The sequence below is a fragment of the Desulfovibrio sp. TomC genome (assembly GCF_000801335.2).
Classification (GTDB): Bacteria; Desulfobacterota; Desulfovibrionia; order Desulfovibrionales; family Desulfovibrionaceae; genus Solidesulfovibrio.
In genome coordinates this window covers 72,426-90,023 of the sequence record NZ_JSEH01000002.1, presented here as the reverse complement: position 1 = coordinate 90,023, position 17,598 = coordinate 72,426, and the positions used below count along the sequence as shown (strand labels likewise).

The 17,598-nt window shown below is 62.2% G+C and carries 12 protein-coding genes and 1 tRNA gene; 5 read left to right on the top strand and 8 right to left on the bottom strand.

Features of this window, described 5'->3' with window-relative positions; translation table 11 throughout:
* Positions 1 to 172: 172 nt before the first annotated feature.
* Positions 173 to 2,503 (top strand): PocR ligand-binding domain-containing protein, encoded by a 2,331-nt coding sequence (locus NY78_RS02060; RefSeq protein WP_082139858.1) that lies wholly within the window; start codon positions 173 to 175, stop codon positions 2,501 to 2,503.
* Between the two features lie 159 nt (positions 2,504 to 2,662).
* Here NY78_RS02060 and asnS read toward each other — a convergent pair whose 3' ends face one another.
* Positions 2,663 to 4,051: an asparagine--tRNA ligase gene (gene asnS / locus NY78_RS02055; protein WP_043630981.1), complete on the bottom strand. Its 1,389-nt coding sequence runs from the start codon at positions 4,049 to 4,051 to the stop codon at positions 2,663 to 2,665.
* On the bottom strand, positions 4,026 to 4,532 hold the full coding sequence (locus NY78_RS02050) for an L-2-amino-thiazoline-4-carboxylic acid hydrolase (protein ID WP_047959984.1): 507 nt from the start codon (positions 4,530 to 4,532) through the stop codon (positions 4,026 to 4,028). Before NY78_RS02050 ends, asnS begins: the two co-directional genes overlap by 26 nt.
* A 647-nt stretch (positions 4,533 to 5,179) precedes the next feature.
* Here NY78_RS02050 and ftsY point away from each other — a divergent pair.
* Positions 5,180 to 6,655, top strand: coding sequence for a signal recognition particle-docking protein FtsY (gene ftsY, locus NY78_RS02045; protein ID WP_331428901.1), 1,476 nt, complete (start codon positions 5,180 to 5,182; stop codon positions 6,653 to 6,655).
* A gap of 190 nt (positions 6,656 to 6,845) precedes the next feature.
* On the opposite strand, the gene NY78_RS02040 is transcribed toward ftsY, so the two are convergent.
* From NY78_RS02040 to NY78_RS02015, 6 genes are all read right to left on the bottom strand, one after another.
* The gene (locus tag NY78_RS02040) at positions 6,846 to 7,076 is read right to left on the bottom strand and encodes a thioredoxin family protein (protein ID WP_043630979.1); all 231 of its coding nucleotides are present in this window, start codon (positions 7,074 to 7,076) and stop codon (positions 6,846 to 6,848) included.
* Positions 7,077 to 7,094: 18 nt separating this feature from the next.
* On the bottom strand, positions 7,095 to 7,418 hold the full coding sequence (locus NY78_RS02035; protein ID WP_043630977.1) for a carboxymuconolactone decarboxylase family protein: 324 nt from the start codon (positions 7,416 to 7,418) through the stop codon (positions 7,095 to 7,097).
* A 10-nt stretch (positions 7,419 to 7,428) separates the two neighbouring features.
* On the bottom strand, positions 7,429 to 8,490 hold the full coding sequence (locus tag NY78_RS02030; RefSeq protein WP_231583700.1) for a permease: 1,062 nt from the start codon (positions 8,488 to 8,490) through the stop codon (positions 7,429 to 7,431).
* A gap of 492 nt (positions 8,491 to 8,982) precedes the next feature.
* Positions 8,983 to 10,164 (bottom strand): putative sulfate/molybdate transporter, encoded by a 1,182-nt coding sequence (locus NY78_RS02025; RefSeq protein WP_043630975.1) that lies wholly within the window; start codon positions 10,162 to 10,164, stop codon positions 8,983 to 8,985.
* Positions 10,165 to 10,293: 129 nt separating this feature from the next.
* Positions 10,294 to 10,644 (bottom strand): ArsR/SmtB family transcription factor, encoded by a 351-nt coding sequence (locus tag NY78_RS02020; protein ID WP_043630974.1) that lies wholly within the window; start codon positions 10,642 to 10,644, stop codon positions 10,294 to 10,296.
* A gap of 135 nt (positions 10,645 to 10,779) precedes the next feature.
* Positions 10,780 to 10,873, bottom strand: a tRNA-Sec gene (locus NY78_RS02015).
* A 174-nt stretch (positions 10,874 to 11,047) separates the two neighbouring features.
* Between NY78_RS02015 and NY78_RS02010 the strand changes: the two genes are divergently transcribed.
* The 3 genes from NY78_RS02010 to NY78_RS02000 all read left to right on the top strand — a co-directional run bounded on the left by NY78_RS02010 (position 11,048) and on the right by NY78_RS02000 (position 17,525).
* Positions 11,048 to 14,458: a PAS domain S-box protein gene (locus NY78_RS02010; protein WP_043630972.1), complete on the top strand. Its 3,411-nt coding sequence runs from the start codon at positions 11,048 to 11,050 to the stop codon at positions 14,456 to 14,458.
* Entirely contained in the window at positions 14,455 to 15,873 is a 1,419-nt protein-coding gene (locus tag NY78_RS02005; RefSeq protein ID WP_043630970.1) for a sigma-54-dependent transcriptional regulator, read from the top strand. Before NY78_RS02010 ends, NY78_RS02005 begins: the two co-directional genes overlap by 4 nt.
* Positions 15,874 to 16,385: 512 nt before the next feature.
* Complete coding sequence (locus tag NY78_RS02000; protein ID WP_043630968.1) at positions 16,386 to 17,525, top strand: double-cubane-cluster-containing anaerobic reductase; 1,140 nt, start codon at positions 16,386 to 16,388, stop codon at positions 17,523 to 17,525.
* The last annotated feature ends 73 nt before the right edge of the window (positions 17,526 to 17,598 follow it).

The following is a 17,598-nucleotide window of genomic DNA, read 5'->3' as shown; positions in this document are numbered from 1 at the left end:
TACTGCGCTGTCCCCGCCCAAGTCGACACAGCCCGCCCAAGTCGACACGTCCACGCTGGTCGTGACTGCACATACGGGTGCGGTTTCCTTGCGGAGAAATTAACCGTTGTAAGAAACTTCAGAAATGGCTTATGAATGGGATGTAAGCACAACACGAACCCCCAGGGACGCCATGCCCAAGGACCCAGCCGAGTCGAACGCACCTCCCCCGCCGTCTGGCTGTGACCTAAACGGGGCTCCCTCTGCTGGGACGCCCTGGCCCCGGGACCCGGAAACTGTCCGTTTTGAAGACATCTTTTGCCTTGAAGAGATCCAACGCATTCAGGATGCCTTTGCCGAAGCCGCCGGCGTGGCCTCGCTTATCACCGATCCGCAAGGCCTGCCCCTGACCCAGCCCAGCAACTTCACCACGCTTTGCGCCACCATCATCCGGGGAACTGAAAAGGGCCGGATCAACTGCACCCGCTCTGACGCCTGCCTCGGCCACGGTTCCGTCAATGGTCCGACTATCCGCCATTGCTTAAGCGGCGGGCTGCTTGACGGCGGTACGCCCATCTTCGTTGGGAACCGGCACATCGCCAACTGGCTGGTGGGGCAGGTGGTCGACGAATCCGCCGACACCGAATCCATGATGGCCTATGCTCGGGAAATCGGAGCCGATGAGACGGCTTTCCGGGAAGCCTTGGCTGCCGTCCCGCGCATATCGCATGCCCGTTTCGAAAAAATCTGTCAGGCACTGTACCATTTTGCCAACCATCTTTCGGCCCTGGCCGTCACCAATTTCGAGCAGTCGCGGCGTATCGGCGAACTGCGCCAAGCCCAGAGCCAAGTCAAGCAAAGTGACCGTAAACTTGCAGAAATAATAGACTTTCTCCCTGACCCCACCCTGGTGGTGGACAGCGCCGGCAAGGTCACCTTCTGGAACAAGGCCCTGGAAAAGCTGACCGGCGTCGCCGCCGCCGACATGCTCGGCAAGGGCGATTTTGCCTACGGCGAGGCCTTTTATGGTCGCCCGACCCCACTGCTCATTGATTATGCCCGGGGTGTGGTCCCCCACCCCGATGCCCGCTATACTGTGGCCGACCATGCTCCTGGTGAGATTATTGCCGAGGTGGTCCTTTCGACCCTGCCCGGCGGCATCCGGCAGGTCTGGGCCAAGGCGGTCGCCCTGTACGACGAGGCCGGCAAGGTCACCGGCGCTATCGAGGTCATCCGAGACGTGACCGAGCGTCACCGCTCGGAAACGGCGTTGCGCGAGAGCGAGGCAATGTTCCGCCGCATTGTGGAGACCGCCCACGAAGGCGTGTGGGTCTTTGACGGCGACTATGCCACCACCTTCGTCAACCAACGCATGGCCGACATGCTCGGCTATCGTCCCGAAGAGATGTCTGGCCGACGACTGGTCGATTTCTTGCCCGAGGAAAGTCTGGCCGAGGCCAAACACCAGCAGCATCGCCGTCGCCAGGGCTTGAGCGACGTGTTTGAGCAGCAGATGCAACGCAAGGACGGCACACCGCTTTGGGTGCTCATTTCGGCCAGTCCGCTCTACGACGCCTCGGGACAATTTCTTGGAGCCCTGGGCATGTTTTCCGACCTGACCGCCCGCAAGGCGGTGGAAGAGGAATTGCGCCGCCACCAGCAACGGCTGGAAGCCGAGGTGGAGGAACGTACCCGGGAGCTGCGGCTGCAAGCCATGGAACTGGCCGAGGCCAATATTCGCATGAGCGAGCTTGACCGCCTCAAATCAGCCTTCCTGTCCACTGTCTCCCATGAACTGCGCACCCCGCTTACCTCGATACTGGGTTTTGCCAAGCTGATCGGCCGGGAATTTTCCGAACACTTCCAGCCGTTGTGCAGTCACGACGAGGCGTTGGCAGCCCGCGGCAAACGCATTGGGCACAACCTGGGCGTGGTCTACGGCGAAGCCGAGCGTCTCACGCGGCTTATTAACGACGTTCTGGATCTCAATCGCATCGAGTCCGGCAACATGCAATGGCGTGATGCGTGCATTGATCCCGTCAGCGTGACGCGCCAGGCCGTCCACACCATTGAGGGGCAGCTCGCCCAGCGTCCGGAAATTCATTTCCGCTTTACTGCCGACGAGACGGCCCCACAACTCCTTATGGACCCGGACCAGCTGGTGCAGGTGGTCTCGAATCTACTGCAAAACGCCATCAAGTTTACCGAACAGGGCGAGGTGAGCGTAGACGTCCGGCGCGACGGCAAGTCCGTGCTTCTTGTGGTTCGCGACCAGGGCGTCGGGATTCCGTCGGATCAACTGGAGTCGATCTTCGACCGGTTTCATCAGGTGGGACGCGGCGACACCATTGTCAGCCCGGCCATCAAGGGCACGGGCCTGGGGCTGGCCATTTGCCGCCAGATTGTTCGTCACTACGGCGGAAACATCTGGGCCGAGTCGCAACCCGGGGCAGGCAGCAGCTTTTACGTGCGCCTCCCGGTGGCCGAAGCCTGTCTGGAAACGTCTTGCGAGGCGTGTTCGTAAAACACCCCACGCCCCGGCTCCCCCAAAAGGCGCACCGCCCTCGTCTGGATTGGCTCGTGTTGCGTCCGAACGCTTCCATTGCGCCTGGGTATGCAGCCACAGGCGCAATGTCTTCTGTCTGTTCTCAAAAACCGTCCAGCTGTTGTTGAGAACGCGCCGCTAGAATTCCAGATGCCGCCAGGTGCGCGGAAAGGCCATGACGTCGCGGATATTGCCGATGCCGGTGACGAGCATGACAAGCCGCTCAAACCCCAGGCCGAAGCCGGCGTGGGGCACCGTGCCGAACCGGCGCGTGTCGAGATACCACCAATAGGCCTCAAGAGGCAGACCCAGCTCCCGGATGCGGGCTTCCAGCCGGTCGAGGCGCTCTTCGCGGGCGCTGCCGCCAACCAACTCGCCAATCCCCGGGACCAGCACGTCCATAGCCCCCACCGTGCAGCCATCATCGTTTTGGCGCATGTAAAAGGCTTTGATATCCTTGGGATAATCATACACGATGACCGGACGTTTGAAATGCTCTTCAGCCAGATAGCGCTCGTGCTCGCTTTGCAGATCAAGTCCGAAGGACACGGGATATTGGAATTTCCTGGAACTGGCGGCCAGTATGTCCACAGCCTCGCCATAGGGCAGGCGCACAAAGGGATTGGCCAGCAGGTTTTCGAGCGTGGCCGGCAGAGTCGGGTCCACATACTTGGCAAACAGGCCAAAATCCTCGGCGCACTCGTCCATGACCAGACGCACCAGATGGGTGACCAGGGATTCGGCCAGATCCATATTGTCTTCAAGATCGGCAAAGGCCATTTCCGGTTCGAGCATCCAGAACTCGGCGGCGTGGCGCGAGGTATCGGAGTGTTCGGCCCGGAAAGTCGGCCCGAAGGTGTAGACCCGGCCCAGGGCGCAGGCCAGCGGCTCGGCCGAAAGCTGGCCCGAGACGGTGAGCATGGCTTCCTTGCCGAAAAAGTCCTGGCTTATGCGCTCGGCAACCGGCAGTGCCGCCGCTTCCGGTCCAAGAGACGTCACCCGGAACATCTCGCCGGCCCCTTCGCAGTCCGAACCGGTAATAACCGGGGTGTGGACCAGGGCAAAACCGTGCTCGGCAAAATAGGCGTGAATGCCGTGGGCCAGGGCCGAACGGATGCGCAGCATGGCCCCATACTTGTTGGTGCGCGGGCGCAGATGGGCAATGGTGCGCAAAAACTCGTCGGAATGGCGTTTTTTCTGGAGCGGATAGGTTTCCGGGTCGGCTGGCCCCAGCAATTCCAGGGCCATGGCCCGGACCTCGTAGCGCTGCCCCTTGCCTGGCGAGGCGATCAGTTCGCCGGTGACGGCCACGGACGCCCCGGTGCCGAGTTCTTTGACCAGGGCCGCCCCTTCAACCGCGTCGTCGATGACGATCTGTAGGTTGGACAGGCAGGAGCCGTCGTTTATTTCCAGGAAAGAAAAGCCTTTGGCGTCGCGGCGGGTGCGCACCCAGCCCATGACGCGGATTTCGGGACACGGGGCAGGGCTATTGAGAGCCGCCTTAACGGTGGTGCGTCGTGTGCTCATGCGTCGTTCCAGGTGAAGGTGAAGGGACAGCAGGGGCGCCCGAGGCGATGGTGGCCGGGCGGGCAAAGGTCAAAGCGGGACTGTAGCCGGCGGCAAAGTCCCCGTCGCGCAGACAGGAGATGCGTACGACAAGTTCTTCAGGCAGGCCCATGGCCCGGTAGCTCTCGGCGTAGCGGCAGCGGGTCACCTCAAAGGACAGCCGGTCCGGAGTCTGGCGCACGTTTTCGATGCAAAGCGCCTCGCCGCGCTGCCACAGGCTGGTCACCGTGGCGAAATGAGCCAAGTTTGGCCCATCCGGAGCCGTGGCGGCAAAGGCTTTGCCGGCGGCAAAAGAGGCTCGGGCCACGGTTTCCTCAATAACGGCCAGGGCGGCGTCGCGGCCCTGGCGCTCTTGCAAAACGGCATAGACGTCAGCCAGCATGGCGGCCTCGATGCAGCGCTTTTCCAGCAGCGCGACGCCTGTCCCGGGGGCAATGCCCATAGCGGTGTTCTCCTGCGCCCGCACAGTGCGTTCCGGGCGTCGCTATCTTTTGCCACAACGCCCGCCCCGACCACAACCGCCAGGGCGGCCGGAAGACGGCTAATTCACGCCTGACGCGGCGGTTGCTTCCCATGCGCCCAGCGGCTATACTTTTGGGCTGCGCCGTACAGCGCTTCCAATAGCACAAACCTCCTGTCCCTCCAAAAGGATGTCACCCCATGGGTTTTTTTTCCAAGCTGAAGAAATTCTGGAAGGCCGACGACGCCCCGGATGACGCCGCCCAGTCCGCCGCTCCGGAACAGACCGCCGAGCAGCCGTCCCCGCCGCAAACCCCGGCCCCGGTTGCCGCCGCCGCTGCCGAGGCCGAGACTCCGGCCGCCTCCCCGTCCTCCGAATCACAGGCCGTATCGGCAATCGCACCGGAAAAGGCCCCTGCACCCGTCGCGGACGACGCGCTGGAGCCTTTCGCAGCGGCAATTCCCGAGGCCGAGCCGGCCGAGGCTGCCGGCAGCCCGGCCGCGCAGGCCAAACCAGCCACTACTCCCCGGTCCGAACCGCGCACGGACGAAGCGCATCCCGCCGTTGCAGCGCCCAAACCGGAGATGAAGCCGGCCAGTGCGGCAACACCCCAGCCTGTGGCCCAGCCGATGACCCCGGCCGAATCGGTTGTCGAACCGGAACCGGTCCGACAATCCGCCCCTCAGCCCGCGACACAGCCATTCGCCGAACCAACGCCGCAAGCGCCGCCCGTTCCCGCTTCCCAGCCGGCTTCCATTCCCGAGGCCCAACCGGCGGCCCAACCTGCCCCCGACGCGTCGTCGGCCTCTGCTCCCCAAACGCAGCCGACGCCGGCAGCCGCAGTGCCGCCGGTCGCCAAGCCCACCGCCAACGCGCAGCCGATCGCCGAGTCCGAACAAACCGTCTGGCGCAATTCCCTGATTCTGGCCCTGCGCCAAGCCGAGCCCAAGCTGTCCGTGTGGCTCGACATCCTGCTGGCCGATGTGGACACGGCCGGTCCGGTTTTGTGGGAACGCCTGCACTTTCTCTTTGAGAGTCTGGAAGCCCCGGCCGGCGAGGCCGACGCCTTTGTGGCCAAGTTCGCCGACTGGGTGGCGCTTATGGAGTACGACGAGGTGGAGCTGTTTCGCTCCGAACTCCAGTACCGCCTCTCCCTGGCCCTTGATCTGGAAGACGAGGAAGACGAGCGCAACCGGCTGTTCCTCAAGCTCTCCGAAGGGCTGGCCAAGACCAAGGAACAGATCGTCAAGCGCATCGACGGGATGCTTGGCCGCCACAGCGTCATTGACGAGGCCTTCTGGGAGGAACTCGAGGAAATCCTCATCATGGCCGATGTCGGCTTCGAACCGGCAGCCAAACTGCTGGGCAATCTGCGTGAAAAGGTCCGCAAGCGCGGCACCACCGATCCGGCCGTGTTCAAGGAAATCTTGCGCGAAGAGCTTTCCGAGCTTTTCCGGCCCAACAAAACCATCCGGGCCATCAATCCGCCCGAGGTGGTCATGATGATCGGCGTCAACGGCGTGGGCAAGACCACCACCATTGCCAAGTTGGCCCACCGGGACATGATGCGCGGCAAAAAGGTGCTCATCGCCGCTGGCGACACCTTCCGGGCCGCAGCCATCGAGCAGCTGCAAATCTGGGCCAAACGGGTGGGGGCGGAGTTTTACAGCAAGGGCGCCAATTCCGATCCGGCGGCTGTGGCCTACGAGGCCATGGACAAGGCCCTGGCCGAAGGGTTTGACGTGCTCTATCTGGACACGGCCGGCCGGCTGCACACCAAGACCAACCTCATGGAAGAACTACATAAAATCCACCGGGTGGTGGGCAAGAAACATCCAGGAGCGCCGCATCGCTCGGTGCTGGTGCTCGACGCCACCACCGGCCAGAATGCCTTGTCCCAGGTCAAGCTCTTCAAGGAAGCGGCCGGCGTGGACGAGATCATCCTGACCAAGCTCGACGGCACGGCCAAGGGCGGCGTTGTGGTCGGCATCGCCCTGTCCTTTGGCGTGCCCATCACCTACATCGGGCTGGGCGAAAAGATGGAAGACCTGCGCCCCTTTGACGGCCAGGATTTCGCCAAGGCGCTTTTAGGGGTGGACGACTAGCCTGTCGCCAGAGTTCCCGGTTGACAACCGCTGTAGCAGACCCAAAAGCCACTGGCCGTCACACCAGCGGCTTTTCACTTTCCGCAGCTCCCTGGCGCACGAAAAAAGCCCCCGGACAACGCTTGCAAAACGCTGTCCGGGGACTCGCAATCGCTCTCCATCCGCGGGCGTGCGATGCCCGTCAGAACAATCAGCCGATCCAGGTCGCAATATCCTTCCGGTTCGGAATGCCGCCCACGGCTTTGATCGCGCCGTCGATCACCAGGGCCGGGGTCGTAAAGACGCCCAACATGGCGATCTGCTGTAAATCCGACACCTTCTCGACCGTTGCGTCGCTGCCCTTCTCGGCCACGACCTCCTTCACCAATTTCTCCAGCTCGTTGCATTTGGCACAGCCCGTGCCAAGAACCTGAATCAGCATGAAGCCCCCTCCCGGCCGCTATTTCTTGCAGCCGCAGTCGATTTTTCCGGCAATGATGTCGGCCACGTCGCCCAAAACGTCATGGGTCCAGCAGTCATCAGCCCCGGCCGCCTCACGCATGACCAGAGCCAGAATATAGGCCAACTCCTGCAGGCTGGCTCCGGCGTCGAGTGCGCCCTTGAAATGCTTGAGCACACACGGTTTTGACCGGGCTTTGACGGACACAGCAAAGCAAATGAACTGATAAGTTTTTTCATCAATGAGACGCTTCTCAGCGTACAGCGCGTCCATTTCATCCAGCTTCGTCGCGAACTCCGGGAACAGTTGGGCTAAAAAGCGCATACGAGCCTCCTTACAGAATTGCGTTGAAGAGATACCCCACAAGCAGGATGCCAAGACCGACAATGCCGGCAAAAATCAACAGCAAGGGCACCTTGAGGACCTTGCGCAAAATAACCATCTCAGGCAGCGACAAGGCGATAACCGCCATCATGAAGGCCAGCACCGTGCCCAGGGCCGCGCCCTTGGACAAAAGCGCCTCCACCACCGGCACGATGCCGGCCGCATTGGAATACATGGGAATGCCGATGACCACGGCCAGGGGCACGGACCACCAGTTGGCCTCTCCCATGATGCCGGCCATGAACCCCTCGGGCACATAGCCGTGGATGCCGGCCCCGACGGCAATGCCGAGGATCACCCATTTCCAGGTACGGCCCAGAATCTCTTTGACCGCCTCAATACCATAGTTGATGCGATCGTTGGCCGTCATGTCCGCAACCGGGGCGTCCCCGCCGCCGGCCCGGATGGCCAGCACCCAGTCCTCGACCTGGCGTTCGAGGTTAAGCCTCCCCAGAACCCAGCCGGCCACAATGGCCACGACAAGCCCCATGCCCATATAAAGGGCAGCCACCTTCCACCCCAGCAGGCCATAAAGCAGCACCACGGCAATCTCATTGACCATGGGCGCGGAGATGAGAAACGAAAAAGTCACGCCAAGGGGTACGCCGGCCGAGACAAACCCGATAAAAAGCGGCACAGCCGAGCAGGAGCAAAAAGGCGTGACAATGCCAAGGAGCGCCGCCATGACGTTGCCGGCGGATTCACGTTTGCCGGCCAGGACACGCCGGGTGCGTTCCGGGGTGAAAAACGAGCGGATGATGCCCACACCAAAGACCACCAAGGTCAGGAGCATGAGCACCTTGGGCGTGTCGTACAGGAAAAATTCGACCGAATCCCCCAGGTGCGAACCGTGTTCCAGCCCCAACACCGAATAGGTGAAAAACTGTGAAACGGAGAGCAGCCGGCCGTAGACGAGAAACCAGGCGGCCAGCCCGCAAAGGCCCACGGCCAGCCGGCCAAAAGACGGCCACCGGCTGCCTGTTTCCACGCTCTCCAGAACCACCCCGGCCACTGTCCCGTCCTCGGGCTGTGGCGCAATGCCAATGACAGGTCCCTGCCCGCAGGCGCATCCCCCAGATTGGCCATTGTTTTCCACGACGTCTCTCCCCCGGCCCCCTGACGGCCATTGTTTGCTATTTGGTCAAAAAGGAAAGTATACGGGATCAATTCCTTTGACAAGGGGTCGCACGGGGGTTCTTCCGGTTTGGCGACTAAAACGAAGTCTGCAGAGCGCAGGGCGTGAGGGAACACAGGCCGTCCAAACGCACAGCCCTGGCGTGCCTGCTGTCGGCCTGAAATGTCCGGGGACAGCCGGCAGTCTCCTGGGCTGGCCCTGTGGATCGGCTTTTGCGGGGTTGCCCTGGGCGCCGGCAGCGGCCAGGGCAACCCTGACCGCCAGCACGGCAAAAAAAAACCTGGGCGCAGGAGGTTTTCTCCAGCGCCCAGGCCCGAACAGGCAAGACGTCTTGCAACCCGGGCGAAGCGTCCCGGGACAGAGGGGGCCCTAGAGGCGAATCCACTTGCGTCGCAGCGCATTGTCCAAAATGACCCCGACTACAAAAGCCACGCCCATGTGCCACATGGCAAAGCCGGCCACCACAATCATGGTGTAGAACTCATCGCGCTTGTTGCCGATGTCGCGCACCGTGATGGCCAGTTCGGCCCCGGCCAGAAACAGGATAACGCCGAGAATGGCCGGCGGGAACATCTTGAAGATGACGGCCACCGACTGGCTGAAAAAGAGCGCAATGACGATGACGATGGACCCGAGAATGACCAGGGAGCCGCCGGTGCGCGCCCCGAAGCGCACGTGCCCGGCCATGCCGCCGGCTCCGTGGCACATGGGCACCCCGCCAAAGAGCGGCGAAATCAGGTTCATGATGCCCTGGCTGATACACATGGTGCGCTCGGTGACGGGCCGATCCGGGAACAGTTCATTATTCTCGGCCGCAATGGCGACCACGGCGTTGCCGAGGGTCAGCGGAATCTGCGGCAGGGTGAACAGCAGCGTGCCGGTCACGATGTCGTCCCAATGCACCTGATGCAGGCCGAACTCCGGCAGGCGAAACCCGATGCTGACCTGGGCCAATTCGTTCCAGAGGGCCGGGTTGCCAATGACGGCCGCCACGACGCCGATCAGGAGCAGCACGAACATGGCTGGAATTTTGGGGTTGGACAGCAGTACGAAGGTGACGGTCAAGGCGATGCCGGCCAACACCGGCGAGGCCACCATGCGGTGGATGCCCTCCACCACAAAGGACATGCCAAGGCCGAGCATGATGCCGCGAACGACCGGCTTGGTGGCCAGTTTGGCCACATGGTCGATGGTGCCGGTCAGGCCAATGATGAGCCAGAAAAGCCCGGTGGTCAGGCCCGAGCCGAAAAGCGCGGCAGGCGTTATGCCGCCGGCCACGGCAGCCGCGCCGATGGCCTTCATGGGCTGGATGGGAATGGGGGTTTTGTAGAACAGTCCGGCCGCTATTTTGCTGATGCCGAACATGAAGAGAAGCCCCAGCGGATCGACGCCGAGGATGGTGATATAGGCCACGACAAAGGGAATAAGCGTGCCGATGTCGCCAAAAGCGCCGGCCCATTCCATGTGGTCGTAGCGGTTGCGGGTTTTTTCGCCGGGAAGGCGATCCGATGCCGTCGACAGGCCCTGGGATGCGTTGTCGCCGTCTTGCATGGGTCCGCTGCCTTGTTGCACGGTTGGGAGCCGCCAGCCTTGACCGGGCGGCCAGGAGAATACGCCAAAACCTATGACACGGATTTTAAAAAATTCGTGTCAGTAAGGCAAGAAAAAAAACAGTCCCCCTCAGGAGGCCGGACGGCCGGACTGTTTGCGCAAGTCCTCAAGATACAGGATTTGTTCTTCCAGCTGTTGATCCAGAAATCGTCCCACGCAACTGAGAAAGGCTGTGACGCAGCCCATGCGCAACGAATAGTAGACGCTCGTGCCTCGACGCTCGTCGGCAACGATGCCGGCTTCTCGGAGGACGCTTAGGTGCTTGGAGATCGTGGACATATCCGAGCCGACAAGGTCGCGCAGCTCACACACGCAAAGCGCTCCTCGACCCAGGGCCTCGACCATGAGCAGGCGGCTGGGATGGCCCAAGGCTTTGAAGACTTTGGCCCGCTGGGCCAGATCGGGAGGCATTGAGGTCATGAGGCTCCTGGGACCCGCCAGCGGACCGCAACGGACGAAACGAAAAATACGAAGGAGAGAGCGAGGGACGGATCGTTTCGAACGTATGTCCAAACAGGGAGAACAAGTAGACGACATTTTAAAAATATCCTGGAATGGCGGAAGCGTATAGGAGTCGAACCTACCTGTGACCTCTCGACCACACACCGGATTTGAAGTCCGGGCGCCACACCGGTGACGAAACGCTTCCCTCGCAAAGAAGGACCATACCCTGTTTCCCACCTTTTTTCAATCCGCCAGCCGCCCCACCCGGCCAGCCGCTACGATCCGGCCAGATGCTTGACTTCCGGGCCGGTCGTGACAAACTGATGGGACAGAGCACTCCCGGGCTGGCAAGCCCCGCACCTCTTTCCCGTGAGTCCCCATGGTCCGAAGGCTTTTGTTCTGCCTCGCCCTTTTTCTCCTGGCCCACCCCTTGGCGGCCCGGGCGGAAAAGATTCGCAAAAACGTCCTTTTTTTTAATTCCTACCAGAACGGCTATCAATGGTCCGACGAGATTCTGACCGGGGTGCGTGAGGCTTTTGCCAATTCCGACTTCAACGTGGACCTGCAAATCGAGTACATGGACTCGAAGAAATACGCCGACCCGATCCTGCGCGGGATGCTCCACGATTTCTACAAGCTCAAATACCGCAATACCCGCTTCGAGGTCATCCTGGCCTCGGACAACTATGCCTTCGACTTTCTGCGCCAGTACCATGACGAGCTGTTTCCCGGCACGCCGGTGGTCTTTTGCGGGGTCAACGATTTCAAGACCGCCTGGCTTGATGGTCACCCCAATTTTACCGGCGTCCTGGAAAATCCCGACATCCGCGCCACCCTGGAACTGGCCCTGCGCTTCCATCCCGGCCGCGACCGGCTGGTCATTTTCGGCGATAGCTCGGTCACGGGCGTGGCCATCGGCAACCAGTTGCGGGCTGTGGAACCCGATTTTGCCGGACGGCTCACATTCGAATACGAAGACGCCCTGACTCTCTCAGGCATCCTGGACCGGGTCCGCTCGCTCCCCGACGACGCCATGATCTTTCTGATTCCGTTTTACAAGGACACCGAGAAAGACGTCTATTCGGTCAACGAGGTCCTGGCCGCCATCCGGGCCAATTCCGACGTCCCCATATACAGCGCCTGGCAGTTCATGCTCGGCCACGGCATCGTCGGCGGCCGCCTGCATAGCGGCTTCGAGGAAGGCCGCATCGCCGCCGCCATGGCCGACAAGCTTTTGCACGGCGTCCCCTTGTCCCAACTGCCCATTGTCGCCAACACCGACGACACCTTCATCTTCGACTTCCGGGAGATGCTGCGCCTTGGCATCACCACGGACAAGCTGCCCTCCGGCTTTACCCTCATCAATGAACCGTACCCCTTCTATCACATTAATATTGCGGTCTTCTGGACCATCATCATAAGCGTCCTCATTCTGTGTTACGTCATGGTCCTCTTGGTGACCAACATCCTGCGCCGCCGCTCGGTGGAGGAAAAAATCAAGGACCAGGTGTCGTTCCTGGAAACCCTGGTCAACACCATCCCGATTCCGATCTACTATAAGGACGAGACCGGACGCTACCGAGGCTGCAATCCGGCCTTCCGCTTCTGGTGCGGCACTGGCGACGACGCGGCGTCCATCCGGGACTGTGAGGCCGTGGCCGACTCGCCGCTGTCCCGCGCCCTCGACGACGAGGACGCCGGCCTGCTGCGCCAGCCCGGGGTTCGGGTGGGCGAGACCGAGATTCTGGCCGCCGACGGCACGCCCCATTCCGTCATCCTGCACCGGGCCGTCTACGAAAACGCCAAAAAGGAAATCGCCGGCTTGGTCGGCGTGCTCTACGATGTTTCCGAACTCAAGGGGGCGGCGGAAAAACTGCGTCAAGCCGAAGAAAAATACCGCGGCATCTTTGAAAATTCCGCTCTGGGGATCTTCCGTATGACCCCGGACGGCCGGGCCGTCGATGTCAATCCGGCCATGCTGGCCATGCTCGGGGTCGATGACCTCGACACCCTGCTGCGCCGGCGCGGCGACATGATGGATGTGCTCTTTTCCGGTCGCGACCGATTTGCCTCCCTGCTCGAATCAGCCGTGGACGAAGCCGCCACTGTCAAATTTGAAACCCGGTTTGTGCGCCCCGATACCCGGCAGGTCACAGCCAACATCAACATGCGCCTTATTGCCAACCGCGACGGCTATCTGGCTTATGTCGAAGGCGTGGTCGAAGACGTGACCATGCGCCACGAGGCCGAACGCGCACTTCGCGAATCCCAGGAGATGCTGCGCCTCGTTCTCGACAACATCCCCCAGCTGGTGTCCTGGAAAGACAAGGCCTTGCGCTATATGGGAGCCAATCGGGCCTTTACCGAATTTTTCGGCTTCACCGACCTCGCTGCCCTGATGGGCCACGACGACACCGCCCTGCCCCTGCGTCCCGAGGATGTGGACGCAGTGCGGGCCACCGACATCGATGTCATGCACCACAACCGCCCGGTGGCCGGTGAACTGGCCGCCCGTAACGTCCGGGGCGCCGACGTGCTCCTGGAAATCAAGAAGGTCCCGCTCCATGACGACCGGGGGGCGGTGGTCGGCGTCCTGTCCACCGCCGATGACGTGACCCAAAAGGTCAGCCTGGAACGGCAGCTGCTCCAATCCCAGAAAATGGAAGCCATCGGTACCCTGGCCGGCGGCATTGCCCACGATTTCAACAACATTCTGACCTCAATCATCAACTCCACCGAACTGGCGCTTATGGACCTGCCTCCCGGCGACGCCATGGAGGATGATCTGCGCCGGGTGCTCAAGGCCGGCGAACGGGGCAGCCGGCTGGTCAAGCAGATCCTGTCCTTTACCCGACCGTCCCAGGCCGGGTTTGCGCCGATAAACGTGGCCGACGTGATGCACGAGGTGGCCGGCCTGCTCAAAGCCTCCATACCGCGCCACATCAAAGTCGTCGTGGACATGCCGGCCACCCCCGTGACCTGCCGGGCCGATCCCACCCAACTCCACCAAATCGTCATGAACCTGTGCACCAACGCCTTCCAAGCCATGCGCGAATCCGGCGGCCGGCTCACCTTGTCGCTGACCGAGGACGAACTCGACGAAACCCAGGCCGGACAGGTCGGGACCAGGGCCGGCCGCTACGCCCGCCTGTCGGTGGTGGATACCGGTCCGGGCATTGCCGGCGACATTGTGGACAAGATCTTCGATCCGTTTTTCTCCACCAAGCAAAAGGGCGAAGGCACGGGACTCGGGCTGGCTGTGGTTCGCGGCATCGTCAAGAGCCACCGGGGCGGCATCCGGGTGGCCAGCCAACCAGGCGAGCGAACCGGCTTTGACATCTATCTGCCGCTCCTCGCCACGGCCGACGCCCCGGCCGTCCAGACAAGGCCCACTCCCAACCGGGGGCGCGACCGCATCCTTTTTGTCGAGGACGATGAAGACCAGCTCTTGACCATCCCCCGGGTGCTGGCCCAGCTCGGCCACGAAGTCACCGCCCACGGTAACGCCCTGGAGGCCCTGGCGGCTCTTCAGGCCGCACCGGATGCTTTTGACGTCTGCATCACCGACTTCGACATGCCCGACGTCAACGGCCTGGAGCTGGCCCGACGCGCCGCCGAGATGGCCCCGAACCTGCCGATCATCCTGGTTTCCGGGCGCATGGGCGACATCGAGGACAAAAAATTGGCCGGCAACATCAAGAAAGTCGTGCTCAAACCCTACAATCAGGCGATCATCTCGGCAGCCATCCGCGAGGTGCTCGACGCCAAGCCCCAAACGATAGCCGCATGAAATCCGTGTGCATCATCGACGACGACTCCGAAGTCCGCGACACCATTATGAGCCTCACGCGCAAGATGCGCCTGACCAGCGATGCCGCCGGTACCCTGGAGGCCGGCATGGACCTGCTCGCCCGGGAGCGTTTCGACGTCGTATTTCTGGACGTGCGTTTGCCCGACGGCAACGGACTGGCCGCCCTGCCCGCCATCAAGCGCCTGCCTGACGCCCCGGAGGTCATCATCCTCACCGGCATTGGCGACCCGGACGGCGCGGAACTGGCCATTCAGGAAGGGGTTTGGGACTATCTGGTCAAGCCCTCGCCGGTAAAGGAGATGATGCTCACCCTCAAGCGGGCGCTGAAGTACCGCGAGGAACGCCGTTGCGACCATACGCCGGTCTCTCTGACCCTGACCGGCTGCGTGACGGCCAGCCCCCGGATGCAGCCGTGCCTCGATCAGGTGGCCCATGCCGCCGGATCCAACGCCGCCGTGCTGGTGACCGGCGAAACCGGGGCCGGCAAGGAACTTTTCGCCCGGCTCATTCACGCCAACAGCGCCCGGGCCAACAAGGCCTTCGTCACCGTGGACTGCGCTTCGCTGACCGAATCCCTGGTGGAAAGCACGCTCTTTGGCCACAAGAAAGGGGCCTTCACCGGGGCCGACGCCGACCGGGTGGGGCTGGCCCAGCTGGCCGATGGGGGCACGCTTTTCTTGGACGAGGTGGGTGAGATGCCGACCTCGCTGCAAAAGACCTTCTTGCGCGTACTCCACGAAAAAACCTTCCGGCCGGTGGGCGGCATCACCGAAATCCGCAGCGATTTCCGAATCATTGCCGCCACCAACCGCGACCTCGAAGCCATGGTCGAGGCCGGAGAATTTCGCCGCGACCTGTATTTTCGGCTCAAGACCATTGAAGTGTCCCTCCCTCCCCTTCGCAGCAGGGTGGAAGACATCAAGCCGCTCACCCTGGCCTTTGCCGATGCCCTGGCGGCCGAATACGCCCTGCCGCAAAAAGGCTTTGACGCGGAATTCCTGGCCATGTTGGAGGCCTATGACTGGCCGGGCAACGTGCGTGAGTTGCGAAACGTGGTGGAGCGCGCCTTTCTGGCTTCCGGACGGGAAAAAACCCTCTACAGTATGCACCTGCCCCAAAATGTCCGCATCAAGGTGACCAAATCGACCTTGGAGCGGGGCAATCAGAGCGGCGAGCGGCGCTCCATGGCTTCGGCAGGGTTTTTCCCCATGGAAACAAGTCCAGTCGGCCGACGCACCCTTAAGGAATACAAGGAAGCCATGGAACGACGCTACCTGGAAGGACTGTTGCGCGAACACGGCCGCGACGTGGCGGCCATGCTGGAGATCTCCGGGCTCTCGCGCTCCCATTTCTACGCCCTGCTCAAAAAAAGCGCTCTCGCCATCCCCGATTAACGGACCGCCCCACCCCCCTCCTTCCCTGCCGCACATTTGCCCCTGGCCACTGACAGATGGATGCGCGGTTTTCCTGATTACTGCGACACGAATCGATCAAAACTATCGATTTTACAGACACTGTTTCTCGCCTTAGACTCAAACACTCTCTCGCGCTGGTCGACTCTTCTCCCTGGGCGGACAGGCCAACGGACGACGTGCGCCTGGCGCCAGGCAGTCGTGCCATCGTCGTCGACATCTGTTCGCGCACGATAGGGTCTGTCACGCTTTGCGACGGAAGAATCCGTACGGTCGCTCAGGGTTCCGACGAGGTACGACGGCTTGCGCCAGTGCCGTAGCGTCCAGGGAAAAGTGACCGGCGGCCTAGCCCGAGACCCCTGCATTGTGCGGCTCCTTGACGAAGTCTTGGGCGAGGAGCCCCGGCTTCCGGACGATCTGGACTGTGCGGGCGCGCTTGACGCGGCCTGACCCGCCGCCGCCCTTTTGCATAGGACACATGGCCTGGAGGCATAATGCGAGCAGCGATTTTGGAACGGTTCGATGGACTGGCCGACCGCTTTCTGGCGGACATCGAACCCATGAAGGACGCCGGGGCGCTGGTCGTCGGCATCTACTGCACCTTTGCCCCGGTCGAACTGGTCCGCGCCGCCGGAGCCATACCCGTTGGCCTTTGCGGCAAGAAGCAGGCTCCCATCCCGGCGGCCGAGCGGACGTTGCCCGCCAACCTCTGTCCGCTGATCAAGTCGAGCTATGGCTACGCCGTCACCGGCGCCTGCCCCTACTTTGCCGCCTCGGACCTGCTCGTGGGCGAGACCACCTGCGACGGGAAAAAGAAGATGTACGAGCACCTCTCCAAGATCAAGCCACTGCATCTGATGCATCTCCCGGCCGCTATCGGTCCTGCCCAGGACGCCTACTGGCGAGGCGAAGTGCAACGCTTCCAGGAGTTCCTGGAGGCGGCCACCGGCAACTCCGTCACGCCTGAGGGCCTTTGCGAGGAAATCCGCATCCAAAACGAGGTGCGCCGGCTGCTGGTTCGGCTGTTGTCCACAGCCGCCGGCGCCTGTCTTCCCATAAGCGGTCTGGACATGATGCTGGTCAGTGAAGCCAAGGGCTTTTGCGCCGATCCCTCCGCCTATGCCGCCACGCTGCATGAACTGCTGGCCGAACTGAATGCCCTGGTTGCCGCCGGCCAGTCCTGCGTGGCCGCTAATGCCCGGCGCATCCTCCTGACCGGCTGTCCGGTCGGGCGCGGGTCGGAAAAGGTCGTCCGGCTGGTCGAGGAAAGCGGAGGCGTGGTCGTAGCCGCTGAAAACTGCTCGGGCGTCAAAAATTTCGACCTGCTCGTTGACGAGACAGGCGACCCGCTGACCGCCATTGCCCGGCGCTACCTGCGCATTCCCTGCTCGGTGATGACGCCCAATACCGGCCGATTTGCCCTGCTCGACCGGCTGACCAAGGAATTTCGCCCCCATGGCATCATCGATCTCACCTGGCAGTGCTGCCACACCTACAACGTGGAGTCGCCGCTGGTTACGGCGCACATGCTGGAGACGCATGGTCTGCCCACGCTGCACATTGAGACGGACTACTCCGAATCCGACACGGAACAACTCCGCACACGCATCGAAGCCTTCCTGGAACTGCTGTGAGCAGGCGCGGGAGAGGCCAGGCATCGCGGACGCCCGGAGTCGGACGACAGTCCCGGACTTGGTGCCCGGAAGA

Bases quoted from the DNA above. Each gene is read 5' to 3' on its own strand.
- NY78_RS02035 (WP_043630977.1), bottom strand. From the start codon at position 7,418: ATGCGCTTTTTAGCCCAACTGTTCCCGGAGTTCGCGACGAAGCTGGAT.
- NY78_RS02050 (WP_047959984.1), bottom strand. From the start codon at position 4,532: ATGGGCATTGCCCCCGGGACAGGCGTCGCGCTGCTGGAAAAGCGCTGC.
- NY78_RS02060 (WP_082139858.1), top strand. From the start codon at position 173: ATGCCCAAGGACCCAGCCGAGTCGAACGCACCTCCCCCGCCGTCTGGC.
- NY78_RS02040 (WP_043630979.1), bottom strand. From the start codon at position 7,076: ATGCTGATTCAGGTTCTTGGCACGGGCTGTGCCAAATGCAACGAGCTG.
- NY78_RS02010 (WP_043630972.1), top strand. From the start codon at position 11,048: ATGGTCCGAAGGCTTTTGTTCTGCCTCGCCCTTTTTCTCCTGGCCCAC.
- NY78_RS02025 (WP_043630975.1), bottom strand. From the start codon at position 10,164: ATGCAAGACGGCGACAACGCATCCCAGGGCCTGTCGACGGCATCGGAT.
- ftsY (WP_331428901.1), top strand. From the start codon at position 5,180: ATGACCCCGGCCGAATCGGTTGTCGAACCGGAACCGGTCCGACAATCC.
- NY78_RS02000 (WP_043630968.1), top strand. From the start codon at position 16,386: ATGCGAGCAGCGATTTTGGAACGGTTCGATGGACTGGCCGACCGCTTT.
- NY78_RS02020 (WP_043630974.1), bottom strand. From the start codon at position 10,644: ATGACCTCAATGCCTCCCGATCTGGCCCAGCGGGCCAAAGTCTTCAAA.
- asnS (WP_043630981.1), bottom strand. From the start codon at position 4,051: ATGAGCACACGACGCACCACCGTTAAGGCGGCTCTCAATAGCCCTGCC.
- NY78_RS02005 (WP_043630970.1), top strand. From the start codon at position 14,455: ATGAAATCCGTGTGCATCATCGACGACGACTCCGAAGTCCGCGACACC.